The following is a 21,692-nucleotide window of genomic DNA, read 5'->3' on the forward strand; positions in this document are numbered from 1 at the left end:
CCTGGCATCTCTTTCGAGCGCCTGGACCTTTCGCCGCATGCTGGCGCTTTAGCCCGCAAACTTGACACAGATCAACGTTTTCGGCCGCCAAATCAGGCAAAACGTGGTGCAATACATGACATATCCGGGGATTTCCCACAAATGAGCCCACAATCCGCCGCAAATCCTGCCTCCGTCGAACGTCACGAGGCCGAGCCGGTCAATGCGGCGCATGTGCGCAAGCCGCTCTACGAAAAGCGCAAGAAGATCTTCCCCAAGCGCGCCGAGGGACGATTCCGTCAGTTCAAATGGCTGGTGATGCTGGTGACGCTCGGCATCTATTATCTGACGCCCTGGATCCGTTGGGATCGTGGCGAGCATGCGCCGGACCAGGCTGTGCTCGTCGATATCGCCGCCCGGCGCTTCTATTTCTTCTTCATCGAGATCTGGCCGCAGGAGTTCTTCTTCGTCGCAGGCCTGCTCGTCATGGCCGGCTTCGGCCTGTTCCTGGTGACGTCTGCCGTCGGCCGCGCCTGGTGCGGCTATACCTGTCCGCAGACGGTATGGGTCGATCTCTTCCTGGTGGTCGAACGCTATATCGAAGGCGACCGCAATGCCCGCATGAAGCTCGATGCCGGTCCCTGGACGTTCGACAAGATCGTCAAGCGCGTGTCGAAGCACTCGATCTGGATCATGATCGGCATTGCCACGGGCGGCGCCTGGATCTTCTATTTCGCCGATGCACCGACGCTTTTGAAAAGCTTCGTTTCGCTGGAAGCGCCCATGGTCGCCTACATGACTGTCGCGATTCTCACGGCGACGACCTATGTCTTCGGTGGACTGATGCGCGAGCAGGTCTGCACCTATATGTGCCCGTGGCCGCGCATCCAGGCGGCAATGCTCGACGAAAACTCGCTGGTCGTGACCTATAACGACTGGCGCGGCGAGCCGCGCTCGCGCCACCAGAAAAAGGCCGTCGCTGCCGGGGAGGCCGTCGGCGATTGCGTCGATTGCAACGCCTGCGTCGTCGTCTGTCCGATGGGCATCGACATTCGCGACGGCCAGCAACTCGAATGCATCACCTGCGCGCTCTGCATCGATGCCTGCGACGGTGTCATGGACAAGCTCGGCCGTGAACGCGGGCTGATTTCCTATGCGACGCTCAACGACTATGCCGCCAACATGGCGCTGGCCACCAATGGCGGTACGGCGGCGATCGATCCGGGTCGGGTGCGCAACGCCGACGGCGCATTTTCGGACAAGGTTCGCCACTTCAACTGGAAAATCGTCTTCCGGCCCCGTGTGCTCGTCTATCTCGGCGTCTGGACGCTGGTCGGTATCGGTCTGCTCTATGCGCTCCTGTCGCGCGACCGGCTGGAACTCAACGTGCTGCACGACCGCAACCCGCAATTCGTCGTCGAATCCGATGGTTCGGTGCGCAACGGCTACATGGTCAAGCTCTTGAACATGATCCCGGAACAACGCACGATCACGCTCGCAATCGACGGGATGCCCTCTGCGACCATGCGCATCGCCGGCCAGGCAGCGGGCGACGGCCGCACCTTCGCCCTCGGTGTCGATCCGGACAAGGTGACGGCAGTCAAGGTGTTCGTGACGCTGCCAAAGGACAAGCTCGGCGAGGCGGACGACGGTTTCAGCCTGATCGTCGAGGATCCGTCGAGCCATGAGCGCGATGTCTACAAGGCCAACTTCAACAGCCCGGGAGCCGCAAAATGACGATAAACCAGGCAGGGGCAAAACAGGCAAAGGCACCGCGGCCCTTCACCGGCTGGCACATGCTCGGCGTCATGGTGCTGTTCTTCGGCACGATCATCACCGTCAATCTGATCATGGCCTGGAACGCCAGCCATAGCTGGAGCGGATTGGTGGTGCAAAACACCTATGTCGCGAGCCAGCAGTTCAACGGCAAGGTGAAGGAAGCGAAGGCCTTTGTCGCCGATGGCCTCGACGGCAAGCTCAGCGTCGAAAACGAGGCGCTGCGCTACACGCTGACGCGCCGGGGCAACCCGGAGATGACTGCCGACAAGGTGGTGGCTGTGCTGAAACGCCCGGTCGAGGAGCATGAGGACGTCACGGTTGAAATGGCGCATCAGGGCGAGGGCGTCTTCGTTGCCGCAACCGCGCTGAAGCGCGGCCAGTGGATCGCCGATATCACCGCAACCTCCGGCGAGACCGTCGTCTACCGCCAGGCCATCCGCTTCATGGTGCCGGGAGCTGCGAAATGAGCTGCTGTGCTCCCGGAACCGAAATGGCTCTGGAGATCGACAGGGCCGGGCAGGGACTGCCGACAACGGAAGAGCTGTGGTTGATGAGCCGGTCGCTCGGCGGCGGCCTGCGCCAGACGGATTTGAGCGTGCCCGGCGTGCATTGCGGCGCCTGCATCAGCACGATCGAGGGCGCCTTGAAGACACGGCCGGAGGTTGACCGGGCGCGCGTGAACCTTTCGTCCAGGCGCGTGTCGATCATCTGGAAGGAAGAGGTAAATGGCGCCCGTACCGATCCGCGGGAGCTGGCGCGGGCCATCCGTTCGCGCGGCTACGAGACCCATCTTTTCGCGCCGGGCGAGGAAGACGGCGATCAGACACTGAAGAAGCTCGTGCGCGCCGTTGCCGTCTCGGGTTTTGCCTCGGCCAACATCATGCTGCTTTCGGTCTCGGTGTGGTCGGGGGCGGAGGCGGCGACCCGCGATCTCTTTCACTGGATCTCGGCGCTGATTGCCGCCCCGACACTGATCTATGCCGGACGCTTCTTCTATGCGTCCGCCTGGAACGCGCTGAAGCACGGCCGTACCAACATGGACGTGCCGATTGCGCTGGCGATAACGCTCTCCTATTCGATCTCGCTCTACGAGACGATCACTCACGGCACCCATGCCTGGTTCGACGGCACGGTGATGCTGCTCTTCTTCCTGCTGATCGGCCGCACGCTCGACCATATGATGCGCGGGCGCGCCCGCTCGGCGATCAGCAGCCTGGCGAGGCTCTCGCCGCGCGGCGCCATGGTGATGGATGCCGAGGGCGGACGCGAGTATCGCCCTGTCGACGAGATCAAGCCCGGCGAGAAACTGGCGATCGCTGCCGGCGAGCGCATTCCCGTCGACGGCCGCATCCTCATGGGCACCAGCGATCTCGATCGCTCGATCGTCAATGGCGAGAGCGCGCCGGCGCCGGTCAAGGTCGGCGACGCCGTCGAGGCGGGTACGCTGAACCTCACCGGACCGCTGACGATCGAGGCGACGGCGGCGGCACGCGACTCGCTGCTTGCCGAGATCATGGGGCTGATGGAAGCCGCCGAAGGGGGCAGGGCGCGCTACCGCCGCATCGCCGACCGCGCGGCACAATACTATTCGCCGGCGGTGCATCTGCTGGCTCTGCTCAGCTTCATCGGCTGGATGTTCGTCAACGGCGATTTCCATCATGCGATGCTGGTCGCCGTCGCGGTGCTGATCATCACCTGCCCCTGCGCACTCGGGCTTGCGGTACCTGTCGTGCAGGTGATTGCCGCCGGACGGCTCTTCCAGAACGGCGTCATGGTCAAGGACGGCTCGGCGATGGAGCGGCTTGCCGAGATCGATACGGTGCTGCTCGACAAGACCGGAACACTCACGGTTGGCGAGCCGCGGCTCGTCAATGGCGGGGACATTCAGCCATCGATCCTCGCGACGGCGGCGGGGCTCGCCGTGCATTCGCGCCATCCGCTGGCGATGGCCATTCATGATGCGGCGGCGATCGCGCCCGTCGTCAATGGCGACATCCGCGAAATCCCCGGTGCCGGCATTGAAGCGCAGACGCAAGCCGGTCTCTACCGGCTTGGCAGCCGCGCCTTTGCCTGCGGCGATGCCGGCGAGGCGACCGGCCAGTCGGAAGTGATCCTGTCGCTCGATGGCCGCGAACTCGCCTGCTTCCGCTTCGAGGACCGGCTCAGGCCGTTCGCCCGCGAGAGCATCGAGGAGCTTGGACGGCTCGGCCTTTCGACGGGCATTCTTTCGGGCGACCGTGCGCCGGTCGTCGCCGCCCTTGCCAAGCGGGCCGGCATCGAGCGCTTCAAGGCGGAACTGACGCCACGCGGTAAGGTCGATGAATGCGCAGCGGCCGCCGAGGGTGGTCACCGCGTGCTGATGGTCGGTGACGGCATCAACGACGCGCCGGCGCTGCGAGCCGCGCACGTCTCGATGGCGCCGGCAACGGCCGCCGATGTTGGCCGCCAGGCGGCAGACTTCGTCTTCCTGCACCAGGGGCTGAACGCCGTGCCGATGGCGATCGATACGTCGCGCCGGGCCGGGCGGCTGATCCGCCAGAACTTTGCCCTGGCGATCGGCTACAACGTCATCGCCGTCCCGATCGCGATCCTCGGCTATGCCACACCGCTGATCGCGGCCGTCGCCATGTCGACCTCGTCGGTGATCGTCGTTGCCAACGCCTTGCGCCTGCGCGCGGCGACCGGCAATGTCACGGAGGTCGCCGAACAGAAGGCACCTGTCACGCTGCGGCCGGTCGGGAGCGCCTCATGAACACGCTGATCTATCTCATTCCCATCGCGCTGTTTCTCGGTGGGATTGGCCTCGCCGCCTTCCTTTGGGCACTGAAGAGCGGCCAATACGAAGACCTCGAAGGCGCCTCCTGGCGGGTGCTCGACGATGGCGATGGCAAGCCTGAAAAGAAGTGATTTCGTCAGTAATCACTTGTCCTTAATCGATTTGAATGCCAAAACAACCTCCGCCGTCGCTTCTCGCGCCTGGGCTTTCGACAGAGCCCCGCGCGAGGGGGCGAAGTTCAATTCGAAGGGCCGGCACAGACGCGTTTATCCCGATCGCGCCCGGCACTTCTGTCCAATGGAGGCAATCACGTGTCACAGGCGGAAATCGGCCTAATCGGTCTCGGCGTCATGGGCTCGAACCTGGCGCTCAACATCGCTGAAAAAGGCAACAAGATCGCGGTGTTCAACCGCACCGTCGAAGCGACGCACAAATTCTACGCGGAAGCGGGCGACCTCCAGGGCCAGATCGTGCCCTGCGACACCATTGAAGAGTTTGTCGCCGCCATCCGCCCGCCGCGTCCGATCATCATCATGATCAAGGCCGGCGAGCCGGTCGATCAGCAGATGGAAATCCTGAAGCCGTATCTCGCCAAGGGCGACATCATGATCGATGCCGGCAACGCCAACTTCCGCGACACGATGCGCCGCTTCGAGGCGCTGAAGGATTCGGGTCTTACCTTCATCGGCATGGGTGTTTCCGGCGGTGAGGAAGGCGCGCGCCACGGCCCGTCGATCATGGTCGGCGGCAAGGAAGAGTCCTGGAAGCGCGTCGAGACCGTGCTGACCTCGATCGCCGCCAAGTACGACAACGTGCCTTGCGTCGCCTGGCTCGGCGAAAACGGCGCCGGCCACTTCGTCAAGACCATCCACAACGGCATCGAATATGCCGACATGCAGATGATCGCCGAAATCTACGGCATCCTGCGCGACGGCTTGAAGATGTCGGCGAGCGAGATTGGCGAAGTCTTCGGCACCTGGAACAAGGGCCGCCTCAACTCCTACCTGATCGAGATCACCGAGAAGGTGCTGAAGGCTGCCGATCCTTTGACCGGCAAGCCGATCGTCGACCTGATCCTCGACAAGGCTGGCCAGAAGGGCACCGGCAAGTGGTCGGTGATCGAGGCGCAGAACATGGGCGTGCCGGCAACCGGCATCGAGGCGGCGGTTGCAGCCCGCAGCATCTCCTCGATGAAGGACGAGCGCGAAGCGGCCGAAAAGATCCTTGGCCTTCCCCAAGTCGGCGAGTTCAAGGTCGCCGACAAGGCAGCCTTCATCAAGGATCTCGAAAGCGCGCTGCTTGCCGCCAAGATCGGCGCCTATGCGCAAGGCTTTGCCGTGATGTCGGCGGCGTCCAAGGAGTTCAACTGGAACCTGCCGATGCCGACGATCGCCAAGATCTGGCGCGCCGGCTGCATCATCCGTTCGCAGTTCCTCGACGAGATCACCACCGCCTTCACCAAGGCGCCGGATGCCGCCAACCTGATCGTCACGCCGGCCTTTGCCGCCATGGTGAAGGACACCGACGGGGCGCTGCGCCGCGTCGTCTCGGCAGCCGTTCTCGGCGGCCTGCCGGTTCCGGCACTCGCCTCCGCACTCGGCTATTTCGACAGCTACCGTCGCGGCCGCGGCACGGCCAACGTCATCCAGGCGCAGCGCGACTTCTTCGGCGCCCATGGCTTTGACCGCGTCGACGGCGCCGACAGCCATCATGGCCCGTGGGGCAGCGGCCTCAACGCCTGACCGTTCGGGTAATCAGATCAATGCGGGGCGGCCTTCGGGTCGCCCCGTTTTCGTTTGGGCCTCGTTTTGCCTGGACGGGGTGCTAGCCTGTCATCGAGACGGGTACAGATCGTTCTGTGGTTCCCCCGCCGCCTGACGCGGTGGGATTGGAACAGGACTTGATCGGCAGGACGGCGAAAAGCGAGGCAATCATCAGCACAACGATGATCAGCACCAGCCTGTCGGTGAAGGCGGCGCGAAAGATTTGCAGCACGTAGTGTTTCGTCTTCATCGTGCCCACGCGCTTTCATCGCCATCTCATGCTGGATGGCTTGGCTGCACCGTGGACGTCATGCGTCCGTTCATGGGAATGTACGTCAGACGGAAAACGGCCGAAAGGGCCGATTGTTGCGGGCTGAGGCTTGTGCACCGCGTGACGCCAGTTGTCCCAAAGACCCCTGGCGGGCGCGGCTAGCGCCGAGAAGCGTGGCGGTCGTCGCGGGTTCGGCTGCGTTCGCCAGGGCGCTGCGAACCCCGCATCGTTTCGCGCTCATCCGTGCGACGCGGGAATGGCGTAACCGTGTTTGCCGGTGACGAGCGGCGGCGCCGTTGCCGCAGCCTACCCAGCCTCTTTGGCGGATCGACAAAGATCACCAGCAGAAAGCCGATGGCCATAAGCAGATAGGCCGGGACACCGGTCGTTGCGCTGCCGACGAAGGCGCAAAGCATGGCGAACGCAAGATAGATGCCGATGGTCAAGGGATTGGACAGGAAGGCCCACGCGCGGTCAGTCAGCCTGTCTTTCCATGCAATTCTCGATGTCATGCCGAACATCACCTGTCTGAAGTGATTGGCAGCTTTTTTGTTTGCTGCGATGGCGCCCCAGCCCGTGCAATATGTGACCGGTGCATGGCGCGGCAATGACACTCAGACCTTTGGCAGCAAGAGTCGGACCAAAGTCCCATCGATTTCACGGCGCGATAAGTTAGGATCGGTGGGCGTTGCCACGGCAGCGCCACAAGAACCTAGTTTTTTCAGTACCGATTTAGAGCAGGGTCGCGTTATGCGTTTGGGTTCTGCTTGCAGGTCCTCGGTCCCGCCGAGGAAGGCGGTGACTGCGAAATGCTGGGCGCCGGCGCGCGACGCCCAGCTTGCTTTGCTTCAGCTGCGAAGACCCGGCGCTTCCTGGCCGGTCCGCTCGACATATTCCGTGTAACCGCCGCCATACTGATGGATGCCCTCGGGCGTCAGCTCCAGCACACGGTTGGAAAGGGCTGCGAGGAAGTGGCGGTCGTGCGAAACGAACAGCATCGTGCCTTCGTAGTCCGCGAGCGCCTTGATCAGCATTTCCTTGGTGTCGAGGTCGAGGTGGTTGGTCGGTTCGTCGAGAACAAGCAGATTCGGCGGGTCGAAGAGCATGATCGCCATCACCAGGCGAGCCTTCTCGCCGCCGGAAAGCACCCGGCACTTCTTCTCGACATCGTCACCCGAAAAGCCGAAGCAGCCGGCAAGCGCGCGCAGCGGCGCCTGGCCGGCCTGCGGGAAGGTGTCTTCGAGCTGCTGCAGCACCGTGCGGTCGCCATCGAGCACGTCCATCGCATGCTGGGCGAAGTAGCCCATCTTGACGCTGGCGCCGAGCGCGACGTTACCCTCGTCCGGCTCGGTGGAACCGGCGACGAGCTTCAACAGCGTCGACTTGCCGGCACCATTGATGCCCATGATGCACCAGCGCTCCCGGCGGCGCACCATGAAGTCGAGCCCTTCATAGATGCTGCGGCTGCCATATTTCTTGTGCACGCCCTTGATGTTGATGACGTCTTCGCCGGAGCGCGGCGCCGGGCGGAATTCGAAGTTGACCGTCTGGCGGCGCTTCGGCGGCTCGACCCGGTCGATCTTCTCGAGCTTCTTTACGCGGCTCTGGACCTGCGAGGCGTGCGAGGCGCGCGCCTTGAAGCGCTCGATGAACTTGATCTCCTTTGCGAGCATCGCCTGCTGGCGCTCGAACTGCGCCTGCTGCTGCTTCTCGTTCTGGGCGCGCTGCTGCTCGTAGAAGCCGTAGTCGCCCGAATACGCGTTGAGCTGGCCTGCGTCGATCTCGATGATCTTGGTGATGATGCGGTTCATGAACTCGCGGTCGTGCGAGGTCATCATCAGTGCGCCGTCGTAGTTCTTGAGGAAGTCTTCGAGCCAGATCAGGCTTTCGAGATCGAGATGGTTGCTCGGTTCGTCGAGCAGCATCACGTCGGGCCGCATCAGCAGGATACGGGCAAGCGCCACGCGCATCTTCCAGCCGCCCGAGAGCTTGCCGACGTCGCCGTCCATCATCTCCTGGGAGAAGCTGAGGCCCGCCAGCACTTCGCGGGCGCGGCCCTCGAGCGCGTAGCCGTCGAGTTCTTCGTAGCGCGCCTGCACCTCGCCGTAGCGCTCGATAATCGCGTCCATTTCATCGAGGCGATCCGGATCGACCATGGCGGCCTCGAGCTCGCGCAGCTCGGCGGCTACTTCGCTCACCGGTCCGGCGCCGTTCATCACTTCGGAAACAGCGCTGTTGCCGGACATCTCGCCGACGTCCTGGTTGAAGTAGCCGATGGTGACGCCCTTATCGACGGCGACCTGGCCTTCGTCCGGGATTTCCTCGCCGGTGATCATGCGAAAGAGCGAGGACTTGCCGGCGCCGTTCGGGCCGACGAGGCCGACCTTTTCGCCGCGGTTGAGCGCGGCGGAGGCTTCGATGAAAAGGATGCGGTGGCTGAGCTGCTTGCTGATGTTTTCGATACGGATCATGTCTGCGGTAGCCTGAAGGGAGGAGCGGGGCGCAGTCGCGCCCAATTGTTGCCCCGGCCTGTCGCAGGTTTCTGCGTCACAAGCAAGACTTGAGGGCTGTTTTCAGCCGTTCCTAGGCGCGCAAGCCACGCGTGATCGGCGGCTGGAACTCGGGCTGGCTGAGGCTCTGCAGCGTTTCTGGCGGCTGGCCGTCGATGTGGCCGATGACTGCCTTGGCCAGTTCCCGGCCGGCCACGCGGATGTCCTCGTACATGGTCATGACTTCCGGGCGCAGCCAGCGCAGGAAGTCGCTCGGTGACTTCGAGACCATGTCGCAGTCTTCGCCGAGCTTCTTCTTGGCCATTTCCAGGCCGGCAATCAAAGCGATCGCACCGGAGCCGCTGCCCGAAACGATGCCGTCGGGCGCGTCCGCCGAGCGCATCAGGGGTTCGAAGGCGTCGCGGATCTCGACCAGCGAATGGTCAATGTTGGTCTGGTGGAAGCCGACTGCATCCGCCTGGAAATCGCGAAGCCCACGCTCGAAACCGGCGCGCATGTGTGAATAGAAGGTGAGGTGCGGCGGCGGCTCGAGCAACACCAGCTTCCGCCGGCCGCGCGCCACCAGTTTGCGTACCGCCTCGTAGGCGAAACGCTCGTTGTCGAAGTCGTGATAGGGGTGAACGATGCCCATCTCCGTGCGGCCATGGGTGACGAAGGGCAGGCCGCGCTCGGTCAAAAGCGCCACACGCGGGTCGTGCGGCTCGGTTCGCGAGATGATCACGCCGTCGGCAGCACCCGTGTCGAGGATATAGCGGATCGGCGCCAGAGCGTCCTTGACGGCGCTATAGGGGGTGACGACCAGGTGGTAGGGCGTGCCGGCAAGGATCTCGGTGATGCCGACGACCATCGGGCTGGTGATGCCCATGATCTCTTCTTCCAGCGTCAATACGAGACTGATGACGTTGGTCTTGCCGGTTCTCAGGCGCACGCCGGCGCGGTTCGGCTGGTAGCCGATCTGTTTGGCGACGAGCCGCACACGCTCCTTGGTTTCCGCACCGATATCGGGCGCATCCTTCAACGCCCGCGAAACCGTAGTGATGCCGAGCCCGGTCATGAAGGCGATCGTCTTCAGTGTCGGACGGGCTCCATCCGGCAGTGTCTGCGGCCTGTTTTTCGTCTTGTTGTCCATTGCCGTCACCCGCCCACTCTCTTGCCGCCCGCCGCCAGATTGCCCGTCCGGCAGCGAAACGCGTCGGTTCAGTTCCATCCGCCGCGCCGTCGCCCTGTCACGTCATCGCGTTATATACGAAAAGTCGGTGGCGGCTATGCTGCTTTGGATGGATCAAATTGCTTCAAATCTGTAACGATACAGTTGCGATGTCGAGCGTTTTCGTTGCTGCGCTGCGAAAGATGGAGCGGACTGGTTGAATCGGAAGTTTTGGCGCATGCTTTTTGCACTTGCGAGATGGCGCCTCCGATGCCGGTGCGCCATTGTTGCGGAAAATATATGTATTTCAGCGCGATGTAAGGGATTCTTGTCGGCTGCGTGGGTGCCGGCACTGCGCGCAAAGCGCTTTGGAACGCGGCTGTCGTATGCACGCAATGGGTGTTTTTTAAGATTCTGTTTAAATCGATTGTGGTGGGTGTTGCGTCCTGTAATCGATTGCACTAAGTTTTTTACGGTAACGTTACAGTGAGGGAGGAGACTCATGAATTTACGTTCTTTCGCCGCCGTGCTTTCAGCCGCCGTGGCCCTGCCGCTCAGCGCAGCCAACGCTGTCGATCTTGAAGTGACCCATTGGTGGACCTCGGGCGGCGAAGCTGCCGCGGTCGCGGAACTCGCCAAGGCCTTCGATGCGACGGGCAATCACTGGGTCGACGGCGCGATCGCCGGTTCTGGCGGCACCGCCCGTCCGATCATGATCAGCCGCATCACCGGTGGCGACCCGATGGGCGCCACGCAGTTCAACCATGGTCGCCAGGCCGAGGAACTGGTTCAGGCCGGGCTGATGCGTGATCTCACCGATGTCGCAACCCGCGAGAAGTGGAAGGACATCATCAAGCCGGCGAGCCTGCTCGATTCCTGCACGATCGACGGCAAGATCTATTGCGCCCCGGTCAACATCCACTCCTGGCAGTGGCTGTGGCTGTCGAATGCGGCCTTCAAGGCGGCCGGCGTCGAGGTTCCGAAGAACTGGGATGAATTCGTGGCCGCGGCGCCCGCGCTCGAAAAGGCAGGCATCGTGCCGCTCGCCGTCGGCGGTCAGCCGTGGCAGGCAGCCGGCGCCTTCGACGTGCTGATGGTGGCGATCGCCGGCAAGGACACCTTCCAGAAGGTGTTCGGCGACAAGGACGAGGAAGTGGCAGCAGGCCCCGAGATCGCCAAGGTCTTCAAGGCTGCCGACGATGCCCGCCGCATGTCGAAGGGCTCCAACGTCCAGGACTGGAACCAGGCGACCAACATGGTCATCACCGGCAAGGCCGGCGGCCAGATCATGGGCGACTGGGCGCAGGGTGAATTCGCGCTTGCCGGCCAGAAGGCCGGAACCGACTACACCTGCCTGCCGGGCCTCGGCGTCAACGAGATCATCTCGACCGGTGGCGACGCCTTCTACTTCCCGCTTCTGAAGGACGAGGAAAAGTCGAAGGCGCAGGAAGCGCTGGCCTCGACGCTGCTCGATCCGAAGACGCAGGTCGCCTTTAACCTCAAGAAGGGTTCGCTGCCGGTGCGCGGCGACGTCGATCTGGCGGCTGCCAACGACTGCATGAAGAAGGGGCTGGACATTCTTGCCAAGGGCAACGTGATCCAGGGTACCGACCAGCTGCTTTCGGCCGACAGCCAGAAGCAGAAGGAAGACCTGTTCTCCGAATTCTTCGCCAACCCGTCGATCACGCCGGAAGACGCGCAGAAGCGCTTCGCCGACATCATCGCGAACGCGGAGTAACCGCAACTGCCTTGGCCGGCCTCTTTGAAAACGAGGCCGGTCAAAGCCTCCCATTCGGCAGGATGTGCCGGTCGTCCGCGCGTGATGCGTTTGCGGGCCCCATGGGAGTGGTTGTCGCCCTGATGTGGCAGAGCGCTGCGCGCTGAGTGCGCGGGGCTGCCCATCGTCCGAAACCCAATGCAGTTCCGGAGGAACGAAACATGGCGGGTTACACACAAGGTTCGGGCCGACCGAACCAGTGGCTGCGGAACCTGAACGCGAAGATTGCCTCCGTCCCGATGATCTTGACGGCCGTGGTGATCTTCCTCGGCGGCACGATCTGGACGGTCGTCTATTCCTTCACCAATTCCAAGCTGTTGCCGCGGCTCTCATTCGTCGGCCTCGATCAGTACGAGCGCCTCTGGGCGGCGCCGCGCTGGCTGATTTCGGTGCAGAATCTGGCAATCTACGGCATCTTCTCGCTGATCTTCAGCCTGCTGATCGGCTTCGTGCTGGCCGCATTGATGGACCAGAAGATCCGCTTCGAAAATACCTTCCGCACCATCATGCTCTATCCCTTCGCCCTGTCCTTCATCGTGACGGGCCTGGTCTGGCAATGGCTGCTCAATCCGGAATTCGGCATCCAGTCGGTGGTGCGCTCGCTCGGCTGGGAAAGCTTCACCTTCGACCCGCTCTATAATGCCGAAATCGTCATCTACGGCATCCTGATCGCAGCCCTCTGGCAGGGCACCGGGCTCGTCATGTGCCTGATGCTCGCAGGTCTTCGCGGCATCGACGAGGACATCTGGAAGGCCGCGCGCGTCGACGGCATACCCATGTGGAAGACCTACATCTTCGTCGTCATTCCGATGATGCGCGGCGTCTTCATCACCACGCTGGTGATCATCGCCAGCGGCATCGTCAAGGTTTACGACCTGGTGGTGGCGCAGACGAGCGGCGGTCCCGGCATCGCGTCGGAAGTGCCTGCAAAGTATGTCTACGACTACATGTTCCAGGCGCAGAACCTCGGTCAGGGCTTTGCCGCCTCGACGATGATGCTCATCACCGTCGCCATCATCATCGTGCCTTGGGCCTATCTGGAATTCGGGGGAGGGCGCAAGCGTGTCTGATATCGTTGCTTTCAATTCGGTGACTGAAGAGGCCGCACTGCAGGCGCAGACAAACCGGGTCGTCGCCGGCCCCCGCGGCGCCAAGCCCCGCCGGGCGTTGTCTGGGCGCAACATCATGATCTACGGCACGCTTGTTGTCGTGGCGCTGTACTACCTGCTGCCGCTCTACGTGATGGTCATGACTTCGCTCAAGGGCATGCCGGAAATCCGGCTCGGCAACATCTTTGCCCCGCCGGTTGAAATCACCTTCGAGCCTTGGGCAAAGGCCTGGGCGAGCGCCTGCACGGGGCTCAACTGCGACGGCCTTTCGCGCGGCTTTTGGAACTCGGTGCGCATCACCGTTCCTTCGACGATCGTCTCGATCGCGATCGCCTCGGTCAACGGTTATGCGCTCGCCAACTGGCGCTTCAAGGGGGCGGAGCTGTTCTTCACCATCCTGATCGTTGGCGCCTTCATTCCCTATCAGGTGATGATCTATCCGATCGTCATCGTACTGCGGGAAATGGGCATCTACGGCACGCTGACTGGCCTCATCCTTGTGCACACCATCTTCGGCATGCCGATCCTGACGCTGCTCTTCCGCAACTATTTCGCCGGCCTGCCGGAGGAACTGTTCAAGGCCGCGCGCGTCGATGGCGCCGGCTTCTGGACGATCTACTTCAAGATCATGCTGCCGATGTCGCTGCCGATCTTCGTCGTGGCGATGATCCTGCAGGTCACCGGGATCTGGAACGACTTCCTGTTCGGCGTCGTGTTCACCCGGCCGGAATACTACCCGATGACGGTTCAGCTCAACAACATCGTTAACTCGGTCCAGGGCGTGAAGGAATACAACGTCAACATGGCGGCGACGATCCTGACCGGGGCGGTTCCGCTCTTCGTCTACTTCGTCTCCGGACGGCTTTTTGTCCGCGGCATTGCCGCCGGCGCAGTGAAAGGGTAACAACATGCAAAACGTCAGCGTATCGGTCAAAGACCTGTCGTTGAGCTTCGGTGCCGTCACTGTGCTCGACACGCTCAACCTCGACATCAAGGACGGCGAGTTTCTGGTGCTGCTCGGCTCGTCCGGCTGCGGCAAGTCGACCCTGCTCAACTGCATCGCCGGTCTGCTCGATGTCAGCGACGGGCAGATCTTCATCAAGAACAAGAACGTTACCTGGGAGGAGCCCAAGGACCGCGGCATCGGCATGGTGTTCCAGTCCTACGCGCTCTATCCGCAGATGTCGGTGGAGAAGAACCTCTCCTTCGGCCTGCAGGTCGCCAAGGTGCCGAAGGAAGAGATCGACAAGCGCGTCAGCCGCGCCGCCGAGATCCTGCAGATCCAGCCGCTCTTGAAGCGCAAGCCTTCGGAGCTCTCGGGCGGCCAGCGACAGCGTGTGGCGATCGGCCGGGCGCTGGTGCGCGATGTCGACGTGTTCCTGTTCGACGAGCCGCTCTCCAACCTCGACGCCAAGCTGCGCTCGGAGCTGCGCGTCGAGATCAAGCGGCTGCACCAGTCGCTGAAGAACACGATGATCTACGTCACCCACGACCAGATCGAGGCCTTGACGCTTGCCGATCGCATCGCGGTCATGAAGAGCGGCGTGATCCAGCAGCTTGCCGATCCGATGACGATCTACAACGCGCCGGAAAACCTGTTCGTCGCCGGCTTCATCGGTTCGCCGTCGATGAACTTCTTTCGCGGCGAACTGCAGCTGCGCGACCAGCGCGCCTACGTCCACGCCAACGGCGTCGATTTCGACGTGTCGGCCTATCCGTCGCGCGCGCCCTTCGTGCATGGCCAGAAGGTGGTGCTGGGCTTGAGGCCCGAGCATGTGCGCGTCGACGAAGCGGCAAGTGGCGCGCCGGCCTCGCACCGGGCGGTCGTCGATATCGAGGAGCCGATGGGCGCCGACAATCTGCTGTGGCTGAAGCTTGCCGGACAGTCGATGTCGGTTCGTATCGCCGGCCAGCGGCGCTACGCGCCGGGCACGGCGGTCACGCTTTCCTTCGACATGGGCGTCGCCTCGATCTTCGATGCGACAAGCGAGAACCGACTCTGAAATAAGGAGATGCCGGGCGGCCACCTCTGCCCGGCACCTCCCAGCAATGACTGTGCCGGCGTGGCCGGTCGATCTATGGAACCATGCGCATGCTCTCTGAGGATTTCACCCGCACCGCCATTCGTCTCGATCTCGCAGGGGATTGGCAACTTTCTTCCGTCGACAATAGCCATGCGCTGGCAATGGAGTTGCCGGGCGATGTGCATTCGGCACTGCTGAAGGCCGGCGTGATCGACGACCCGTATGTGGGGCGCAACGAGAACGACGTGCAGTGGGTGGCGCACAAGGACTGGGTGATCGAGCGCACGGTCACGGTCAGTGCCGACGACATTGCCGGCTACTGGTATCTCGACCTTGAATACCTCGACACGGTTGCCTCGGTGTTCGTCAATGACAAGCTGGTGCTTGAAGCGGAGAATTGCTTCCGCCGCTATCGCCCGGATGTCTCGAAGACGCTGGTTGCAGGCGAGAACCGCATCCGCATCGTGTTGCATTCCTCGATTGCCGAAGGCGCGCGGCGGCAGGCGGAGCAGCCCTTCTACGTGCCCTATCACCCTGGCAATTCACCGATCGCCAACGGCAATATGCTGCGCAAACCCCAGTGCCATTTCGGCTGGGACTGGAACCTCGCGATCGCACCGCTCGGCGTCTACGGAGAGATCGCCCTTTGCCGGCTGGAGATCGCCCGCATCGAGCATGTGACGAGCAAGCAGGTCTGGCTGGAGGATGGCAGCGTCGATCTGGTGGTGACGCTGACGCTCTTTGCCGATGGGCCGGGCATTGTGCCGGTGCACTTCTCGCTCGATGAGGACCGCGAACGGCTCGATTGCGCCGTCGGCAAGGGCGAGACCCGCATCACCCATGTCTTCACCGTGAGCGAGCCCAAGCGCTGGTGGCCGGCTGGAAGCGGCGAGCAGGACCTGTCGCGGCTGACCGTCGAGGTGCCGCAGGAGCAGGTGACGCGTCAGATCGGTTTCCGCACCGTCGAGCTTCTGACCGACAAGGACGAGGCCGGCAGCCGCTTCGCCTTCCGCGTCAACGGGCGCGAGATCTTCTGCAAGGGCGCCAACTGGATCCCGGCCGATGCGCTGGCGTCGCGGGTGACCCGCGAAGGCGTCGAAGACCTTTTGACCTCGGCTGTCGATGCCAACATGAACATGATCCGCGTCTGGGGCGGCGGCTTCTACGAGCCGGACTGGTTCTACGATCTGTGCGACCGGCTGGGCCTCATGGTCTGGCAGGACTTCATGTTCGCCTGCAACCTCTATCCCTCGACGCCGGATTTCCTGGAGAATGTCGCAGCCGAGGTGGACTACCAGGCCAAGCGCCTGTCGTCGCATCCGTCGATCGCGGTCTGGTGTGGCGACAACGAGCTCGTCGGCGCGCTCACCTGGTTCGAAGAGCCGCGCAAGGATCGCGACCGTTATCTCGTCTCCTATGACCGGCTGAATCGCACCATCGAGGTGGCGCTGAAGGCGGCGCTGCCCGAAGCGATCTGGTGGCCGTCGAGCCCGGCGTCGGGATATCTCGACTTCGGCGACGCCTGGCATGCCGATGGTTCCGGCGACATGCACTATTGGTCGGTCTGGCACGAAAACAAGTCCTTCGACAATTACCGCACCGTGCGGCCGCGCTTCTGCTCGGAGTTCGGCTTCCAGTCCTATACGTCGATGCCGGTCATCCGGCAGTTTGCGGCCGAGAAGGACCTCAATATCGCGTCGCCCGTGATCGAGAGCCACCAGAAGAATGTCGGCGGCAACGAGCGCATCGCCGGCACGATGTTCCGCTACTTCCGTTTCCCCAAGGATTTTCCGGCTTTCGTCTATCTCAGCCAGGTGCAGCAGGGGCTGGCGATCCGCACGGCCGTCGACTACTGGCGCTCGCTGAAGCCCCATTGCATGGGCACGCTCTACTGGCAGCTCAACGACACCTGGCCGGTCGCCTCCTGGTCGAGCCTCGACTATGGCGGCAGCTGGAAGGCGATGCACTACATGGTCCGTCGCTTCTTCCAGCCGGTCTCGGTCGCAGCGATCCCATCGGCAGATGGAAAGGAAATCGCGTTCTCGATGGTCAACGATACGGCAGAGCCGGTGACCGTCGCGCTGCAGACCTTCCTGGTTTCGCTCGATGGCCAGCGCACGCCGCTCGCGGCGGTCGCCGGTACCTGCGGCCCGGACCGGGCAGCAACGCTGGCGACGATCGCGGCTTTCGACATTCCGGAAGGCGATCTGCTGTTCTGGTCGTTCGAGGCATCGAACGGCATGCGCGGTGAGGGGCACCACGTCAACGGCACCTACAAGGGGCTCGACCTCAAGCCGTCCGGCCTGACACTCGATGTCGCGCCCGCAGGCGAGGGCGCCTTCGACGTCACGGTCAAGGCGAGCGGCTTGGCGCTGCATGTGATGATCGAGGCGGATGTCGCCGGGCGCTATTCCGACAACGCCTTCGACCTCTTGGCCGGCGAGACGAAGGTCATCCGTTTCACCCCGAAGGTGCCGCTTGGCGCAGGTGACCTGCCGCGCTTTTCCGCCTTCGATCTCGAATCCTGCCAGGGAAAGGGTTGACCGCCATGAAACGCAGCCACGTCAACGACATCATCGCCGAGAGCGATGCCTTCATGAAGAGCTTCGGCTTCACCCTGCCACCCTTTGCCTACTGGTCGCCGGAGCAACTGAAGGCGCGCGTCGCTTCCGACAGTCCGACGATCTTTGATGCCCGGCTCGGCTGGGACATTACCGACTATGGCAAGGGCCGCTTCGAGGAGTTCGGGCTGGTGCTCTTCACGCTGCGCAACGGCAACGCCGCCAATCTGAAGACCGGGCAGGGCATGGTTTACGCCGAGAAGCTGATGATCACCGCCAAGGACCAGGTCAACCCGCTGCACCGTCACGCGGTCAAGACCGAGGACATCATCAACCGTGGCGGCGGTTCGCTGGTGCTGCAGATGTACAATTCCAAACCGGACGGCTCGGTTGACGAGGAGAGCGACGTCGTTGTCGCGACCGATGCACGGCTGCGCACGCTGAAAGCTGGCGACCTGCTGAAGCTCAAGGCCGGTGAAAGCGTCACGCTTCTCCCTGGCAACTGGCACGCCTTCTGGGCCGAGGGCGCCGACGTGCTGATGGGCGAAGTATCGACCGTCAACGACGATCTCACCGACAACTATTTCCGCGAGCCGGTCGGTCGCTTCTCGGCGATCGAGGAGGACGCAGGCCCCGCCCACCTCTTGGTGTCGGACTACGATACCTGGCTCAGGTGATACCGAGACCCCAACAACCCCAAGATCCCACTATCCCAAGACCCCCAGGACGAAATCGAGGAGGATTTCATGAAGGACGTCAGTTTCCAGCTTTATAGCGCTCGCAATTTCCCGCCTTTCGCCAATGTGCTGAAAGCACTCGGCGACGCCGGCTACAGCCAGGTCGAAGGTTACGGCGCGCTTTACGCAGCGCTCAGCGACGCCGAGATCGCCAGCTTCAAGGAAGGTCTCGACGACAATGGTCTCGCCATGCCGACCGCGCACTTTGGCCTGGACATGCTCGAAAGCGATCCGGCCCGCGTGCTCGAAATCGCCAAGGCGCTCGGCATCAAGGCGATCTATTGCCCCTACCTGATGCCCGACCAGCGCCCGACCGATGCCGCCGGCTGGCGCGCCTTCGGCGAGCGGCTGCAGAAGGCCGGCAAGCCCTATCGTGATGCCGGGCTGATCTTCGGCTGGCACAACCACGACTTCGAGTTCGCGGCCCTTCCGGATGGCAGTATTCCGCAGGACCTGATCTTTGCGGGCGGACCGGATCTCTCCTGGGAGGCCGATATCGCCTGGATCATCCGCGGCGGCGCCGATCCGATCGCCTGGATCAAGAAGTATGGCGACCGCATCACCGCCGTGCATGTGAAGGACATCGCGCCGACAGGCGAGAAGAAGGACGAGGACGGCTGGGCCGATGTCGGCGAGGGCACGGTCGACTGGAAAGGCCTGTTTGCGGCACTTTCCGGCACGAAGGCCCGCTACTTCATCGCCGAGCACGACAACCCGAGTGATTTCAAGCGCTTCGCCAAGCGTTCGCTCGCCTCCATCCAATCCTATTGAGAAGCAGGTTTATCCATGACCAAGGAACTTGGCGTCGGCATCATCGGATGCGGCAACATCTCCACCACCTACTTCAAGCTTGCCCCGCTTTTCCGGGGCATCAAGGTTGTCGCCTGCGCCGACATCAACCCGGCGGCAGCCGAGGCGCGGGCGGCCGAATACGGCGTTAAAGCTGAGAGCATCGAGGCGCTGCTCGCCAATCCCGATGTCGACATCGTCGTCAACCTGACCATTCCGGACGCGCACTATCCGGTCTCCAAGGCAATCCTCGAAGCCGGCAAACACGTCTATTCGGAAAAGCCGCTGGTGCTCTCCCTGGAGCAGGGCGAGGAGTTGAGGGCGATCGCCAAGGCGAAGGGCCTTTCCGTCGGCTGCGCGCCGGACACCTTCCTCGGCGGCGCGCATCAGCTTGCCCGTAGCTATGTTGACGCGGGCAAGATCGGCCGGGTGACCTCGGGCACCTGCCACGTCATGAGCCCGGGCATGGAGATGTGGCATCCGAACCCGGACTTCTTCTTCCTGCCCGGCGGCGGCCCGATCCTCGATCTCGGTCCCTACTACATCGCCAACCTGATCAACCTGATCGGCCCGGTGAAGCGCGTGGCGGCGCTCGCCACCATGGCCAACCCGACCCGCACGATCACCAGCGAACCGCGCAAGGGCGAGGTGATCCCGGTCAGGACGCCCACCAACATCCACGCGCTGCTCGAATTTGAGAACGGCGCGACGATCACGCTGTCGGCCAGCTGGGATGTCTGGTCGCACCGCCATGCCAACATGGAGCTTTACGGCACCGAAGGCTCGCTCTACGTGCCCGACCCGAACTTCTTCGGCGGCACGGTGGAAGCAAGCGGCCGCGACAAGAAAATCGAGCCGCTGGAGCCCTGGGATCATCCTTTCGGTGTTGCCAACCAGGAGCATCCGCAGGGGCCGATGGCGAATTACCGCACCGCCGGCCTTGCCGACATGGCGCTCGCCATCCTCGAAGGCCGCGATGCCCGCTGCTCGCTCGACCGCGCGCTGCACGGCGTCGACGTCATGGTGTCGATCCTGAAATCTGGCGAGGAGGGACGTTTCGTCGAACTCTCCACCACTTGCACCCAGCCGGCCGCCCTCGGCATCGAGGAAGCTCGGGCACTCTTGCGCGAGACCGAAGAAGAAATGTCGGGAAATCGCGTCGCTGCCGCTTCATAGCGACACCGGAGAGGTTTAGACCTTTGTGAACTGAGGTTTCCGTAGCGGCCAACCGCTACGGAAACCGTTTCATTTTTGAGGGTGGCGGACGAGTTCGCCATCCGGAGATCGATCGCGGAGGATTGTGCGATGACCTGGCTACCGGCGGAAAACCGCTACGACACCATGAAATATAACCGTCTCGGCCGTTCCGGCCTGAAGCTGCCGGCGATCTCGCTGGGGCTTTGGCACAATTTCGGTGGCGACACACCGCATGACCGCAAGGTCGACATGTGCCGCACGGCGTTCGATCTGGGCATCACCCATTTCGACCTCGCCAACAATTACGGCCCGCCTCCGGGCTCGGCCGAGACTGCCTTCGGCGAAATCATGCGCACGGACTTCGCGCACTTGCGCGACGAATTGATCATCTCGTCCAAGGCTGGCTACGACATGTGGGCCGGCCCTTACGGCGAATGGGGCAGCCGCAAATACATGATCGCATCCTGCGACCAGAGCCTGAAGCGCATGGGCCTCGACTATGTCGACATCTTCTATTCGCACCGTTTCGACCCTGAGACGCCGCTCGAAGAAACCTGCGGTGCGCTCGACCATATCGTGCGTTCGGGCCGGGCGCTCTATGTGGGGATTTCCTCCTACAACTCGCAGCGCACCCGCGAAGCCGCCGCGATCCTTAAGGATCTCGGCACGCCTTGCCTCATCCACCAGCCGAGCTACTCCATGCTCAACCGCTGGATCGAGGACGATGGGCTGATCCATACGCTCGAAGATCTCGGCATCGGCTCGATCGTTTTCTCGCCGCTCGCCCAGGGCATGCTGACGACGAAGTATCTTGGCGGCATCCCGTCTGATAGCCGCGCGGCGCAGAACCACTTCCTGAAGAAGGACTTCATCCGCCCCGAGATCATCGACAACATCCGCAAGCTGAACGGTATCGCCGAAAAGCGCGGCCAGACGCTGGCGCAGATGGCGCTTGCCTGGGTGCTTCGCAACGGCCGGATCACCTCGGCACTGATCGGCGCCAGCCGCTCCGAGCAGATCGTCGATTGCGTCAAGGCGCTCGAAAACGACACGTTCACGGCCGACGAACTGGCCGAGATCGATCTCTATGCGCGCGAGGCGGACATCAACCTCTGGGCCAAGTCGGCCGAGCTCTGATTTCGACCGAAAATATTGATTTGCCTGCATTTTAGGCAAAGCACATCGCTTTCCGGCGTATTAGACAAAAGTCGAATAAACGCCGGAAAGCGGCTTCTGGACATGGTCCGGTGTTTCTGTAAGGTGCGACAATGCC

At 62.8% G+C, this 21,692-nt stretch carries 18 protein-coding genes; 14 read left to right on the forward strand and 4 right to left on the reverse strand.

The features are described from left to right. Positions 1-141: 141 nt before the first annotated feature. The 5 genes from ccoG (at position 142) to gndA (ending at position 6,276) form a co-directional block, all read left to right on the forward strand. Positions 142-1,716 (forward strand): cytochrome c oxidase accessory protein CcoG, encoded by a 1,575-nt coding sequence (gene ccoG / locus OVA00_RS28195; protein ID WP_060600978.1) that lies wholly within the window; start codon positions 142-144, stop codon positions 1,714-1,716. Continuing rightward, complete coding sequence (locus OVA00_RS28200; protein ID WP_034788399.1) at positions 1,713-2,225, forward strand: FixH family protein; 513 nt, start codon at positions 1,713-1,715, stop codon at positions 2,223-2,225. The genes ccoG and OVA00_RS28200 overlap by 4 nt, the downstream gene beginning before the upstream one ends. Continuing rightward, entirely contained in the window at positions 2,222-4,510 is a 2,289-nt protein-coding gene (locus OVA00_RS28205; protein WP_268090037.1) for a cation-translocating P-type ATPase, read from the forward strand. Before OVA00_RS28200 ends, OVA00_RS28205 begins: the two co-directional genes overlap by 4 nt. Next, positions 4,507-4,665, forward strand: coding sequence for a cbb3-type cytochrome oxidase assembly protein CcoS (gene ccoS / locus OVA00_RS28210; RefSeq protein ID WP_034788403.1), 159 nt, complete (start codon positions 4,507-4,509; stop codon positions 4,663-4,665). Before OVA00_RS28205 ends, ccoS begins: the two co-directional genes overlap by 4 nt. 180 nt (positions 4,666-4,845) lie before the next feature. Next, entirely contained in the window at positions 4,846-6,276 is a 1,431-nt protein-coding gene (gene gndA, locus OVA00_RS28215) for an NADP-dependent phosphogluconate dehydrogenase (RefSeq protein WP_034788404.1), read from the forward strand. An 82-nt stretch (positions 6,277-6,358) separates the two neighbouring features. Here gndA and OVA00_RS28220 read toward each other — a convergent pair whose 3' ends face one another. The 4 genes from OVA00_RS28220 to OVA00_RS28235 all read right to left on the reverse strand — a co-directional run bounded on the left by OVA00_RS28220 (position 6,359) and on the right by OVA00_RS28235 (position 10,207). Further along, positions 6,359-6,556, reverse strand: a complete 198-nt coding sequence (locus OVA00_RS28220) for a hypothetical protein (protein WP_112770915.1) — start codon at positions 6,554-6,556, stop codon at positions 6,359-6,361. A gap of 170 nt (positions 6,557-6,726) precedes the next feature. Beyond that, positions 6,727-7,182: a hypothetical protein gene (locus OVA00_RS28225; RefSeq protein ID WP_162733017.1), complete on the reverse strand. Its 456-nt coding sequence runs from the start codon at positions 7,180-7,182 to the stop codon at positions 6,727-6,729. A 234-nt stretch (positions 7,183-7,416) separates the two neighbouring features. Continuing rightward, positions 7,417-9,039, reverse strand: coding sequence for an ABC-F family ATP-binding cassette domain-containing protein (locus tag OVA00_RS28230; RefSeq protein ID WP_060584925.1), 1,623 nt, complete (start codon positions 9,037-9,039; stop codon positions 7,417-7,419). Between the two features lie 112 nt (positions 9,040-9,151). Further along, positions 9,152-10,207: a LacI family transcriptional regulator gene (locus OVA00_RS28235; RefSeq protein WP_060520634.1), complete on the reverse strand. Its 1,056-nt coding sequence runs from the start codon at positions 10,205-10,207 to the stop codon at positions 9,152-9,154. Between the two features lie 520 nt (positions 10,208-10,727). Here OVA00_RS28235 and OVA00_RS28240 point away from each other — a divergent pair. The 9 genes from OVA00_RS28240 to mgrA all read left to right on the forward strand — a co-directional run bounded on the left by OVA00_RS28240 (position 10,728) and on the right by mgrA (position 21,556). After that, positions 10,728-11,963, forward strand: a complete 1,236-nt coding sequence (locus OVA00_RS28240) for an ABC transporter substrate-binding protein (RefSeq protein WP_060520635.1) — start codon at positions 10,728-10,730, stop codon at positions 11,961-11,963. Between the two features lie 200 nt (positions 11,964-12,163). Continuing rightward, on the forward strand, positions 12,164-13,072 hold the full coding sequence (locus OVA00_RS28245; RefSeq protein ID WP_268090041.1) for a carbohydrate ABC transporter permease: 909 nt from the start codon (positions 12,164-12,166) through the stop codon (positions 13,070-13,072). Positions 13,073-13,187: 115 nt separating this feature from the next. Further along, a complete protein-coding gene (locus OVA00_RS28250; RefSeq protein WP_442780576.1) occupies positions 13,188-14,015 on the forward strand; it encodes a carbohydrate ABC transporter permease in 828 nt (275 codons plus the stop codon). A 4-nt stretch (positions 14,016-14,019) separates the two neighbouring features. Then, entirely contained in the window at positions 14,020-15,114 is a 1,095-nt protein-coding gene (locus tag OVA00_RS28255) for an ABC transporter ATP-binding protein (protein WP_034788421.1), read from the forward strand. An 89-nt stretch (positions 15,115-15,203) separates the two neighbouring features. Further along, on the forward strand, positions 15,204-17,678 hold the full coding sequence (locus OVA00_RS28260; RefSeq protein ID WP_442780564.1) for a beta-mannosidase: 2,475 nt from the start codon (positions 15,204-15,206) through the stop codon (positions 17,676-17,678). A gap of 5 nt (positions 17,679-17,683) precedes the next feature. After that, positions 17,684-18,373 (forward strand): D-lyxose/D-mannose family sugar isomerase, encoded by a 690-nt coding sequence (locus OVA00_RS28265; protein WP_034788426.1) that lies wholly within the window; start codon positions 17,684-17,686, stop codon positions 18,371-18,373. Between the two features lie 69 nt (positions 18,374-18,442). Beyond that, positions 18,443-19,204 carry a sugar phosphate isomerase/epimerase family protein gene (locus OVA00_RS28270; protein WP_034788429.1) on the forward strand — a complete coding sequence of 254 codons (762 nt, stop codon included), beginning with the start codon at positions 18,443-18,445 and terminating at the stop codon, positions 19,202-19,204. Positions 19,205-19,219: 15 nt separating this feature from the next. Continuing rightward, positions 19,220-20,398, forward strand: a complete 1,179-nt coding sequence (locus tag OVA00_RS28275) for a Gfo/Idh/MocA family protein (protein WP_112770909.1) — start codon at positions 19,220-19,222, stop codon at positions 20,396-20,398. A gap of 129 nt (positions 20,399-20,527) precedes the next feature. Beyond that, positions 20,528-21,556 carry an L-glyceraldehyde 3-phosphate reductase gene (gene mgrA, locus OVA00_RS28280; protein WP_034788432.1) on the forward strand — a complete coding sequence of 343 codons (1,029 nt, stop codon included), beginning with the start codon at positions 20,528-20,530 and terminating at the stop codon, positions 21,554-21,556. Positions 21,557-21,692: the final 136 nt, after the last annotated feature.

This window comes from Ensifer sp. SL37 (genome assembly GCF_026672675.1).
GTDB lineage: Bacteria > Pseudomonadota > Alphaproteobacteria > Rhizobiales > Rhizobiaceae > Ensifer > Ensifer adhaerens.

Excerpts from the sequence above, each read along its gene's own strand:
- OVA00_RS28240 (WP_060520635.1), top strand. The coding sequence starts at position 10,728 with ATGAATTTACGTTCTTTCGCCGCCGTGCTTTCAGCCGCCGTGGCCCTG.
- OVA00_RS28230 (WP_060584925.1), bottom strand. The coding sequence starts at position 9,039 with ATGATCCGTATCGAAAACATCAGCAAGCAGCTCAGCCACCGCATCCTT.
- OVA00_RS28275 (WP_112770909.1), top strand. The coding sequence starts at position 19,220 with ATGACCAAGGAACTTGGCGTCGGCATCATCGGATGCGGCAACATCTCC.
- ccoS (WP_034788403.1), top strand. The coding sequence starts at position 4,507 with ATGAACACGCTGATCTATCTCATTCCCATCGCGCTGTTTCTCGGTGGG.
- OVA00_RS28245 (WP_268090041.1), top strand. The coding sequence starts at position 12,164 with ATGGCGGGTTACACACAAGGTTCGGGCCGACCGAACCAGTGGCTGCGG.
- OVA00_RS28200 (WP_034788399.1), top strand. The coding sequence starts at position 1,713 with ATGACGATAAACCAGGCAGGGGCAAAACAGGCAAAGGCACCGCGGCCC.
- OVA00_RS28235 (WP_060520634.1), bottom strand. The coding sequence starts at position 10,207 with ATGGACAACAAGACGAAAAACAGGCCGCAGACACTGCCGGATGGAGCC.
- OVA00_RS28265 (WP_034788426.1), top strand. The coding sequence starts at position 17,684 with ATGAAACGCAGCCACGTCAACGACATCATCGCCGAGAGCGATGCCTTC.
- mgrA (WP_034788432.1), top strand. The coding sequence starts at position 20,528 with ATGACCTGGCTACCGGCGGAAAACCGCTACGACACCATGAAATATAAC.
- ccoG (WP_060600978.1), top strand. The coding sequence starts at position 142 with ATGAGCCCACAATCCGCCGCAAATCCTGCCTCCGTCGAACGTCACGAG.
- OVA00_RS28255 (WP_034788421.1), top strand. The coding sequence starts at position 14,020 with ATGCAAAACGTCAGCGTATCGGTCAAAGACCTGTCGTTGAGCTTCGGT.
- OVA00_RS28250 (WP_442780576.1), top strand. The coding sequence starts at position 13,188 with ATGATCTACGGCACGCTTGTTGTCGTGGCGCTGTACTACCTGCTGCCG.
- OVA00_RS28270 (WP_034788429.1), top strand. The coding sequence starts at position 18,443 with ATGAAGGACGTCAGTTTCCAGCTTTATAGCGCTCGCAATTTCCCGCCT.
- OVA00_RS28260 (WP_442780564.1), top strand. The coding sequence starts at position 15,204 with ATGCTCTCTGAGGATTTCACCCGCACCGCCATTCGTCTCGATCTCGCA.
- OVA00_RS28205 (WP_268090037.1), top strand. The coding sequence starts at position 2,222 with ATGAGCTGCTGTGCTCCCGGAACCGAAATGGCTCTGGAGATCGACAGG.